Raw genomic sequence first — 9290 nt, forward strand, 5'->3', positions numbered from 1 at the left:
AAAACACGACATCTGTAAATAGCCAGAACACGACATTAGGACGTAGCCCCCACATCAAAAAGTTCGATAATTTATGTTATGTAAAGTCGCAGAAGCTAATGGCGGGAAACCTATCTGTTTTGTCAGGTTGAAAGAATCTGTTTGTAAGCATAGTTACAGATTCTTACAAAAACCTTGCCCGCGACCCCATGAACACCGTAGCACCCCGTCACGGCGAGCTTTCCGACTTCCTCGCGCTGGTCGACGGCCTGTCCATTGCGCGCATCGCCGATATTCTCCGCTGCTGCACCCGAAGCGTCCGGAACTATGCCGCCGGACGCTCGCCCATCCCGTGGCACCGCATCGAGCTGCTGCGCCTTCTCAAGCAGGAATCTGCCGCGCCTGCACGCCAGCCTGATTCAAGCGTCGAATCCGAAGGCGTGGCCGTCACCGCAAACATCGACCCGGACCCGAATGCCCCGGACGTGCCGCCGGCCGAAATGCTGGCTTGGGTCGGCGTGCACGCGCCGCATTTCCTGTCGAGCCGTCGCAGCTTTGCACAGTACGTTCGCGGCTGGAACGTCGTCGACAAGGTCAGGCGCGCAAAGCGTGATGGCAGCTTCGCCGACGTGCTCGCGCGCTGGCGCGTGCTTGCCGTCGAACTGCCCAAGGCATGGCGATCCGGCCGCCTATGGGCTGACATCGGGCCACCCGCCTACCACACCGACTAAGACGCGTAGTCCTTCCATCGGGTAGCGAACCGTTGCCCAAAACCGCGAGCGCAATCGTTTGCGGGTCTCCCTCCCTTAAAGCCCTCTCCGCTTCATCTGCCTTTCCGAAAATTCGAACGATGCCTGTCGGTCGTTGGATCGTCGCGCACTTCGAGGTCGAGTTGTGAGCCGAATCCGCCGTCGCCGCTGATCGTGTGCGTGACCCGCTTCACGAGCCACGGCGTCGCGTCAATTTCCGGCTTGAATCCGCTGACCACAACGGGCAGCTCCGGGAAAATCTCGGCACGGCCGAGCGCCAGCGTGTACGAAAGCGTCGCCTGGCTGCGCTGCGTACGCGCGAATTCGGCTTCGGCCGCCGCGCGCGCTTCCGCTTCGGTCGCATAGTCTTCGGGCAGCACCTTTACATTGTGGTTGTTCTCGCCGCCGACGATCACCGATTGTCGCTTGCCCTTCGCGTTCGAATGGTAGTGCGCGCGCACCGCTGCGTAGCTCTCGCGCTGCGATATGTGGTAGCGATGCTGGTCGCCATCCTCGCGCGAAATCGTCAGGACATCGAGCGATTTCCCGCTTGCTGTCGTGCCCTTGCCGATCGGCATGAAAAGCAGATTCAGCGCCTTGACGTTCATCACCGCATCGTAGCGGCGCGCGAGGCGCGTCAGGAACGACATATCGCTTTCGTGGGTCTGGTCGATGTGCGCGATTCCAATCTGCGCGAGTGCCGCAGCGATGGCGGGCTTGAGTGAGTGGCGCGATGCGATGGTGCGCACGATCGACCCGATGGTTTGGCCATGCCAGCTCTGTTCGCGCCGTTCGTGCATGGCGTTTGTCATCGAGGCCGATCGTGCGCGAACTGTGATGATATCAGGCGTGCCGCTGTGCTCTACTTCGTCGACCGTGAACGTGCCTTTGTTCACGAGCGGTTCGCCAAGCCAGCCGATTGACGCTTCGATGTTTGCGCCACGCTTAGGAATCGCGAACGTATTTTCTGAGTCATCTAGCACGAGGTCGAGCATGTCGGATTCGTCGGACCTGCATTCGCTGATGGACAGGCTTATGAGCTTCGGCGTGATCAGGCTCGACAGGTCTTTGCCGTCGAGCGTGACGCGGTAATCCGCTTGCGGCTGAATCCGCGGCTTCGTGATTTCATCCGATGCCATAGCTAGTTTGCGTCCCTTTTTGCTGCGATCTTGCTGTCGTCGACGTGCTTGAGCGACAGGTTGAATTCGATCTTGCGCGGAATGCCTTCCTTGGTGTGGTATGTGGCCGTCGTGTTCAGGCTCTCGATGATGAATGCACCATAAACGGTGCCGATGCCGTCGACGAGCACATACGCGTCACCGACATCGCCCATTTTTGCGAGCTGGTCGAGCGACGCAATCGACCCGATCGATTCGGGCGCGACCATGCCGTTTAGCGTGATGACATCGTCACCCGCTCCGGTGTATTGGCTCGCATCGCGCGTGCCGACGCGTGAGCTCGTGCGGTGTTTCCAGTTGCGCTGGCGTTGCAGTTCCTTGTAAGGCGCGGTGGCAAGGCTGAAAACAAACTGGTCGAGCGACATCATCATGGTAGTGCGTTCCCCCGTTACGAGTCCGACAGGCTCGATGCTTTGCGTGCACGATTCGACCGCTCGCGGCGGTCCAGCTCCAGCGCAACGGCGCGGCCCGCTGCACGACCGATCGCAACTTCGTCGTCACCCGCGCGCGGATAGACATTGACGATGATCTGCATGGGACCGGCTTGCGCGGCCGCCGCTCCCTGCGACGCCATGACGGGCGGCCGGCGGTCGATTGGCACGTTCGGGCGAATGAGCGGCACGGTCGCGCCTGCCGCGCCCTGCGCGAATGCCGGTGCGCCGAATGCTGTGGTCGCCACCGTCGCCATTGCAACCGCCGCTCGCGTGATACGCCCCTGCTCGTCTTCTATGCCGAGCGCCGCGCCCTGCGCGACAAAACCGCCCAGCTCGGCGAATACCCTGCTCGGACTGTGAATGCCGAGCTTTTCCTTGAACCATCCGACCGTGGAGCTGGCGACGTTCACGATTGCATCCTTGACCGCGCCGAGGCCGCTCGTGATGCCGTTCACGAGGCCAGAAATCAGGTGCGCGCCAAACTCCGTGAATTTGGCCGGCATGTCGACGCCGAGCCATCCCATCGCACCCGCAAACGCCTGATACAGCAGACCCATCGGACTCCAGTTGATGATCAGCGCTCCGACCGCGCCAATGCCGCCCGCGAATGCCGCGCGAACCTCCTGCCACAGCCCGGCGAAGAACGCCGAAACCGTTCCCCAGTTGTTATAGAGCAGATAGGCAGCGCCCGCGAGCGCTGCAATGCCCAGGGTAATCCAGCCGATTGGCGTCATCAGCAGCGCCCGACCGGCGAACATCGCAGCGCTCCCAAACAACCGGAGCGCGCCCGCGCCGAGGCCGAGCACGCGAGAGAGAATGCCGCCCTGCATGCCGAGCACCTGCATGCTGAATTTCACGATCGCGAGTGGCCCGAGTACACCGGCCAGTGCGATCGTGAGCGAGCCAACGACGACGAGAACCGCCGCGAGTGCGGCGAGCACCGTAATGATCGCTTTCGCGGCCGTGCTGTGTTCCTTCATGAACGTTACGACTTTTTCGGTTGCGCTCGCGGTGGCCTGCAACCCGGCGTTATAGATCGGCGAAACCTTTTGGCCAATCTCCAGCTCGAGCTGACTAAGCTGCTTGAGCGCCGCAATCTCACGGCCTGCCGTGAGTGCCCGCGCTTTCTCGAATAGCTCATCGTTGCCATCGGCGCCCGCGTTCAGATGTTCGTTCTTGTGAATCTGCGTGCGCTGCATATACATCGTCGTGAACAGGTTCGCGGCCGTGCGGTTCGTGATGATGGTGGAAATCATGTCCTTGACCTTGTCCGGGTCAGTGATCCCCTTCGCCGCGAGTTTGGGTAGCAGTACCTTTTCGAGCCATTCGAGCGGCGACGCCTTCAGCTGGTCGCCACCCGCAAGCGCTCCCGGTCGAATCTGCTTGATCGTGCCGATCTTGGTGTACTCGACCATGTTCGGGTCGATCAGCCCGAGCGACATCATTTGCTTGGCAGCACGAACCGTCGTCTTGCCTTGATACAGGTTGCTGTATGCGGACATCAAACCCGTGCCGACTGCGTGCCCGCCCATTTCCTGAATAAGCGGTTCCATCTGGTAATAGAACGCATCCTGCCGCATCTGCTTCGCGGCGACGCCGCCGGTCTGAATGAAATTGCGCCACTCGTCGCCGCCCACGCGGCCGCCGGTCGCAGTCAGCACCTTCTGAACCATGTTCGCTTCGTTTTTGAACGTCGCTTCGTCCTTCGTGCCGCCGCGCAGCTCGATGACCTTGAGCATGTTCATGAACTTCTCTTCATTGTCGTGCGCATCCTCCGCGCCGAACATCGCTTCGTTGGCGAACTTCATTTTCGCGAGGGTCGGCATCACCATTTTCGCGTGGTGTTCGTCGGCGAAGATCGTCAACGAATCGCGCATCAATGTGAGGTTGTCCGTGGTCGACACACCATAGACGCGCATCGCGCGCGCGTACTTCTCGGCGTCTGCGCTCGCGTGATCGCCGAGGCCGAGCGCACGGATGCGCGCCGCTTCGTTTTCGGCCTTCTTCGATTCGTCCAGGGTTTCGCGCAGATCACCGAACATATGCATGCCGGTCGAGCGTGCAGCGTAGCCGCCCACAGCCATTGAGCCTGCAACGCCCTGCATTTTCTCCATGCTCTTGCGCGCGCTCGCGACGCGGCGCTCGCGTTCGCCCAGCGTTTCGAGCTTGCGCATCTGCTCGGTCATGGTCGCCGTCGTCGCGCTCATGTTCGCACGCAGCTCGCGCTCATGCTGCGCGAGGTTGCGCGTGTCGATACCTGCCCCGGCCAGCCGCGTGCGCATTTCCTGTAGCTGCGTGGTTTGCTGCTTTTGCTCGGCACGTAGCTGTGAGGCTGCCTGTCGGGCCTTGGCCAGTTCACCAATCATCTGTTGGGATGGCGGCCCAAACTCGCGCAGCGAGCCTGCGAGCAGCTTCACGCGATCGCGCGCCGTGTCGAGCTGCCTGGCCGTGTTCGACAGGCCGCCATGCAGCTCGCGAAACGACCCGATTGCCTTTTGTGTCTTGCCCATCTCGGCCAGCTCGCGCCGCGTTTCCTTGAGCGAGCCAGCGAGCCCCTTGCTACCGGCGAGCATGTTTTTAAGGGGCTTCGTCATGTTGTCGATCATGTCGAACATGACGCGAAGTTTGAGGGCGTTATCCATCGTCACCGTTTCCGCATCTGAGGCGCGCTCGCTCGCGCCAGTCCATCAACTCGGCCAGCGAAAATTCGCCCATCGTGGCCGGTGTCCATCCGCCGAACACCGTCGCGATGTCGGCCATCGCGTCTTCTACTCGGTCAGGGAGGCCATTTTCGCTTTCACGGCCTTCGACATCAAAAAACCCGCAAAGATACCTCCGAGCTGAACGAGGTCGGCGGGGTCGATGCTCGCGACGTCGTGCTCCGTGAGCGTCGGCGAGCTGATGCGCGGCAGCACTTTCGAGAGTGCGGAAACGTCGAGGTTCACGAGGTCCGAAAGTGACACGCCGCGCAGCTCACCCGAGCGCGGTTTGCGCAACGTGATCTTGTCGATGGTCTGCTGACCGCGCACGATCGGGGTGTCGAGCGTGTGCGTGTTCGGATCGTCCTGCACGGCCGCCTGTGCCACTTCGGCACTGTTGCCGTGGGTGTGCGCCGGTGCGTCGTGAATAGCGTGCGTGAGAGCACCTGCGGACTGTTGATCGGGCGTTTGCATGGTGTGTGCCTTCTACGATGAATGGAAAGGTTCCCGACCGCGACGCGGCCGGGTTGAGCGTTACAGGCCGATCGCGGTTCGCAGCGCCGCGAGCAGATCGGTCCCGCCGACGTTCTCGATGGAGTTCACGAAATCGAATTCCATGACGGTCTCGCCGTTCCAGCTCAGTTTAAAATAGCTCGCTGCACTGGTGATCTTGACCGCCGTGTCGTCCTTTGGCTTCGCCGTGCCGAGGTCGATTTCGGTATGACGACCCTTGATGATGATTTCGATCGAGTCGTAGCCATCCGCATCTTCGGCCTTGTAGCCGCCTGCGAAACGCAGCAGCACGCCATCGTGCTTCGTGATGCCGTACTGCGTGAGCACCGATTTAATGAGGCCACCGCACGTCCATTCGAGCTGGATCGCCTCCTGGCCGAAATCGACCTTGATCGGGCCGCTCATGCCGCCGCCCTGCCAGTCTTCGGCCTTGCGCGTGAGCTTCGGCAGCGTGATTTCGCCAATCTGTCCGACGAAATTCTCGCCGTTCTGGAACAGGTTAAAGCCCTTGAGTTTTCGAGGCATGCCCATCGTATTTACTCCTTTTTTTAGGCGGTTTCGTTACGCGTTGACGCGCGAGGCGAAATCGGCCAGATAGCGATCGGTAATGCGCTGGCGCAGCTTCAGATTCTCCAGCGGCGGAACCGGCGTGTAGTCGTAGTCGATGTAGGTTTCGCCCGACTTGAGCACGTCGGTCGTGTTCGGGGCCGGGTCGTACCACGACGAACCGCCGATCAAGCGACCATTGGCGACCTGCTCGCGGAACCAACCATTGATGCTCTCGATGATGTCGCGCGGCAGCGAGGGATTGAGCGGGCCGTCGACATTCGGCATCTGTGCATTGGCGATCGAATCGGCGATTACCTGCGCGCTGCGCGTGTAGTTCTCGAACGCGAACGTCGAATCGTCCGAGCACGTGCGCGAGCCCCAAAATCGATACCCGTCGCGATTGATGAGGGTCGTCACTTCCTGCTCGTTCAGATAGCCCGCATCCGTCGACGGGTCTTGCAGATCCCACGACACATCCGCACTGATGCCGACGACGCCGTTCACTGCCACATTCGACAGGGTCTTGTGCCAGCCGGTGTCGTTGTCGATCTTTGCGCGCAGGCCGAGCGCATAGGCCGTCGCCGGAACCACGGCATTCGCGCTTGCCTTGTCATCCCATGCGATGAAATCCGGCCAGATCACCATCACTTCGCGCTGGCTGAACTGCTTGCGGTAGGTGGTCGCTTCCTCCTTCGTCTTTGCGCCGTTTGCAGCGATGTACGCGAAACCCTTGAGCGCTTGCGCGGTCGTGGCGATCGCGGCCGCCACTGCCTGCGTATCGAGGAACGGCGAACCGATAATCCGCGGCTTCACGCCGAGTTTCGCCTGTGCGGTGAGCAGCGCTTTCAGGCCGGTGTATTTGCCGTCAGCCGTGACGGTTCCAATCACGTTGGTAGTGGTCGCGGCGCTGTCGACGCCTTCCGCAACGCGCACGACGACAGTCATGGGCTTCGTCTGCTGGCCAATCGCGTTCAGCGTCGTGTATAGCGTGCCTTTCGTGCCCGCCTTGCCGAGCGCTGAAACTACATTGGTGATGAGCACAGGCGTGTCGAGCGGGAACGTCGCCGCGTCAGCATCTTCGGCCGTGCAGACCACGCCGATTACAGCGGTCGACACGCTGCGGATCGGGCGCGAGCCTTCGTTGATTTCGATGACGGATACGCCGTGCTGGTACGCGTCAGGCATGTTAGGACTCCTTTAAGGTGAGGATATTCGGGATTACTTGCGGCGCTTGCCGCGCCTGCTACATGCCAATCAGCTTGGCGACATCGGGATTCCCGGCCAGAAAGTCGCGCAGCTTCGCCGTGGCCTGCGCGGCTTCGTTGGCGGGGTCGGGTTTTGTGACGAGGTCCCACCCTGCGCCGTTCCATCTCGGCCACTGGCTTTCTGTCCACGTCTGCGGCGGCGCGACTTCCACGGCACGAGCTGGAAGGTGGAAAACACCCGGCTCCAGCGGGCTTTCGTCGGCGTCGACCGGACCTTGATACATGCCCGCGCGATCGGTCTGATAAACGGTCTTCATGCGTTCTATCTCAGAATTTGATGCAGGCGAGCAGCGCCACGTTGCGGGGGCGAGTTTCCGCGCCTCCCGTGGCGTCGACCGTAACGACGTGATCGTGCGCGCCCTGCGTGTCCGTCTGGAAAGTGTGGTTGTGGTTGCCTGCCGCCTCCGTGTTTGGCGTCGTCGCATCATCGACCGAAAACAGGCTGCCATTGCCGCCCCGGTCCACGTCTTTCGTGCGTAGCGGGACAGGTGCCATCTGGTGAACGTGCTGGCCGCCCGTGCCGGTGGTGCCGTTGTGCACGTGGCCGCCCTTCGCATCCGTTCTGGCCGCGTGGGCGTGACTGGCCGTCATGTTGGTCTGCCAGCTTCCGATCGCACGGGAAGAATCGACCCCACGGCCGTCATCCCATCCTCGCGGAAACTCGCCGCGCATGTCCGGGAGGTTGAACGTATTGAACCCATCGCCAGCGCCGAAGGTCGTGCCAATTGCCGCGAAAAGGGCCGCGTAAGCCGTTCTGCTGACCGCTGCACCGTTGGCCTTCAGCCAGCCGCTCGGAGCCGTTGTGCGCGCAAAGAAGGCTACCAGCGAGGGTGGCGCTTTGGTGTCGGCTTCTTCCTTGCTGTAGACGCCGAGGTTCCCGCGCGCAGTGGCAGCCGATTGCAGGTCGGCAAGGTTGCGATCCTGCATGAGCGGCTTGGCCGCCCCTGGCTCGTTCTGCACGAAATCGGCCTTGGTGCCAGCGGGGTACGCGGCCACAAGCGTCAGCTTCGTGACGTCGACCGGATCGGCCGTCCATTCGTTCGGCAGCAGGCGAGCGCGGTCGATATAGACCGCGAGCCCTTCTGTCGTGCATCGGACAAGCGTGACAGCCGTCTGACCGTCCGAGAGTTCCTGTACTTCCTCGATCGTCGACACAACGGCCTGCACCGCTTCAGGGTCGCCCCATAGGGTGTCGCCGTCCTTGTTCGACTTCTTTTTGAGCACCTGGCCAGTCGTGCCGCCTGGCAGGAGAAACGGCACTGTAATCGTGCTCCTGATCCATTGCTGGGTGGCGACAGCAACGTTCGGGTCAATCGGAAACGTGACCACGTCCGCATTCGTCACGAGGAATTGCATGCGCACCGCCATGTCGGCATATGCGCCCTCGCTGCCGTCGCCGACAGGCTTGTATGCGGCCGGGAGGTTGGCCACCGCGAACACGCCGCCCTGATCGTCGATCGCGCACAGCTCGCGACAGGTGAACCCGCCCGTTTCCGCTGGAATCAGCAGCTCCAGCGTGAACAGTTCCGGCGTGTTCGAGTCCTGAATGACGCGGTTCGGCTTCGCCCGAAACATCTCGTGCACGAGCTGCGTCTGTGCTTCGTCCGGGGTCGTTGCGTTGCCGCCGCCGTCGCCGACCGCCATCGCAACGATGTTGATCGGGACTCCCGACGCTTCGGCCTGCGCCATGCGCTGGCGACCGTATTTCGTGTGGATGGTTCTGAAGTTCATCGTTAAAGCGAGTCCCGTCTGTCTCTATGAGGCGATGCCCGAGCTTTGCGCAGCGCGCCGTCAGGGGAGAATCGTCACGTTGACGCCCGAATCGGAATAGACCGCGAACGGGCCGTATCCGTACGCGCTGAATTCGCAGCTCAAGGCATCGCCCACGGCTGCGCCCGTCGCGTCGATCCGCTGGACACGCGCA

The 9290-nt window shown here is 61.8% G+C and carries 10 protein-coding genes; 1 reads left to right on the forward strand and 9 read right to left on the reverse strand.

Features of this window, described 5'->3' with window-relative positions:
* Positions 1-188: 188 nt before the first annotated feature.
* Positions 189-710 carry an IS21 family transposase gene (locus ACOJB8_RS40180; protein ID WP_475017769.1) on the forward strand — a complete coding sequence of 174 codons (522 nt, stop codon included), beginning with the start codon at positions 189-191 and terminating at the stop codon, positions 708-710.
* Positions 711-802: 92 nt separating this feature from the next.
* Here ACOJB8_RS40180 and ACOJB8_RS40185 read toward each other — a convergent pair whose 3' ends face one another.
* Genes ACOJB8_RS40185 through ACOJB8_RS40225 form a run of 9 tightly spaced genes read right to left on the reverse strand, consistent with a single transcriptional unit; the run spans position 803 to position 9097 of the window.
* Positions 803-1867 (reverse strand): phage late control D family protein, encoded by a 1065-nt coding sequence (locus ACOJB8_RS40185; RefSeq protein ID WP_475017771.1) that lies wholly within the window; start codon positions 1865-1867, stop codon positions 803-805.
* A 2-nt stretch (positions 1868-1869) separates the two neighbouring features.
* Positions 1870-2277 (reverse strand): phage tail protein, encoded by a 408-nt coding sequence (locus ACOJB8_RS40190; RefSeq protein WP_475017773.1) that lies wholly within the window; start codon positions 2275-2277, stop codon positions 1870-1872.
* A gap of 17 nt (positions 2278-2294) precedes the next feature.
* Positions 2295-4982 (reverse strand): phage tail tape measure protein, encoded by a 2688-nt coding sequence (locus ACOJB8_RS40195; protein ID WP_475017775.1) that lies wholly within the window; start codon positions 4980-4982, stop codon positions 2295-2297.
* Complete coding sequence (locus tag ACOJB8_RS40200; RefSeq protein WP_112175730.1) at positions 4975-5100, reverse strand: GpE family phage tail protein; 126 nt, start codon at positions 5098-5100, stop codon at positions 4975-4977. The genes ACOJB8_RS40195 and ACOJB8_RS40200 overlap by 8 nt, the downstream gene beginning before the upstream one ends.
* An 8-nt stretch (positions 5101-5108) precedes the next feature.
* Positions 5109-5513, reverse strand: a complete 405-nt coding sequence (locus ACOJB8_RS40205) for a phage tail assembly protein (RefSeq protein ID WP_475017777.1) — start codon at positions 5511-5513, stop codon at positions 5109-5111.
* Between the two features lie 60 nt (positions 5514-5573).
* Positions 5574-6083: a phage major tail tube protein gene (locus ACOJB8_RS40210; RefSeq protein WP_475017779.1), complete on the reverse strand. Its 510-nt coding sequence runs from the start codon at positions 6081-6083 to the stop codon at positions 5574-5576.
* A gap of 30 nt (positions 6084-6113) precedes the next feature.
* A complete protein-coding gene (locus ACOJB8_RS40215) occupies positions 6114-7286 on the reverse strand; it encodes a phage tail sheath protein (protein WP_475017781.1) in 1173 nt (390 codons plus the stop codon).
* Positions 7287-7344: 58 nt separating this feature from the next.
* Complete coding sequence (locus ACOJB8_RS40220) at positions 7345-7623, reverse strand: phage tail protein (RefSeq protein ID WP_475017783.1); 279 nt, start codon at positions 7621-7623, stop codon at positions 7345-7347.
* 10 nt (positions 7624-7633) lie between these two features.
* The gene (locus ACOJB8_RS40225) at positions 7634-9097 is read right to left on the reverse strand and encodes a phage tail-collar fiber domain-containing protein (RefSeq protein ID WP_475017785.1); all 1464 of its coding nucleotides are present in this window, start codon (positions 9095-9097) and stop codon (positions 7634-7636) included.
* Positions 9098-9290: the final 193 nt, after the last annotated feature.

The organism is Paraburkholderia sp. BR10141 (genome assembly GCF_056155635.1).

Bases quoted from the DNA above. Each gene is read 5' to 3' on its own strand.
- ACOJB8_RS40220 (WP_475017783.1), bottom strand. From the start codon at position 7,623: ATGAAGACCGTTTATCAGACCGATCGCGCGGGCATGTATCAAGGTCCG.
- ACOJB8_RS40205 (WP_475017777.1), bottom strand. From the start codon at position 5,513: ATGCAAACGCCCGATCAACAGTCCGCAGGTGCTCTCACGCACGCTATT.
- ACOJB8_RS40210 (WP_475017779.1), bottom strand. From the start codon at position 6,083: ATGGGCATGCCTCGAAAACTCAAGGGCTTTAACCTGTTCCAGAACGGC.
- ACOJB8_RS40185 (WP_475017771.1), bottom strand. From the start codon at position 1,867: ATGGCATCGGATGAAATCACGAAGCCGCGGATTCAGCCGCAAGCGGAT.
- ACOJB8_RS40195 (WP_475017775.1), bottom strand. From the start codon at position 4,982: ATGGATAACGCCCTCAAACTTCGCGTCATGTTCGACATGATCGACAAC.
- ACOJB8_RS40200 (WP_112175730.1), bottom strand. From the start codon at position 5,100: ATGGCCGACATCGCGACGGTGTTCGGCGGATGGACACCGGCCACGATG.
- ACOJB8_RS40180 (WP_475017769.1), top strand. From the start codon at position 189: ATGAACACCGTAGCACCCCGTCACGGCGAGCTTTCCGACTTCCTCGCG.
- ACOJB8_RS40225 (WP_475017785.1), bottom strand. From the start codon at position 9,097: ATGAACTTCAGAACCATCCACACGAAATACGGTCGCCAGCGCATGGCG.
- ACOJB8_RS40215 (WP_475017781.1), bottom strand. From the start codon at position 7,286: ATGCCTGACGCGTACCAGCACGGCGTATCCGTCATCGAAATCAACGAA.
- ACOJB8_RS40190 (WP_475017773.1), bottom strand. From the start codon at position 2,277: ATGATGATGTCGCTCGACCAGTTTGTTTTCAGCCTTGCCACCGCGCCT.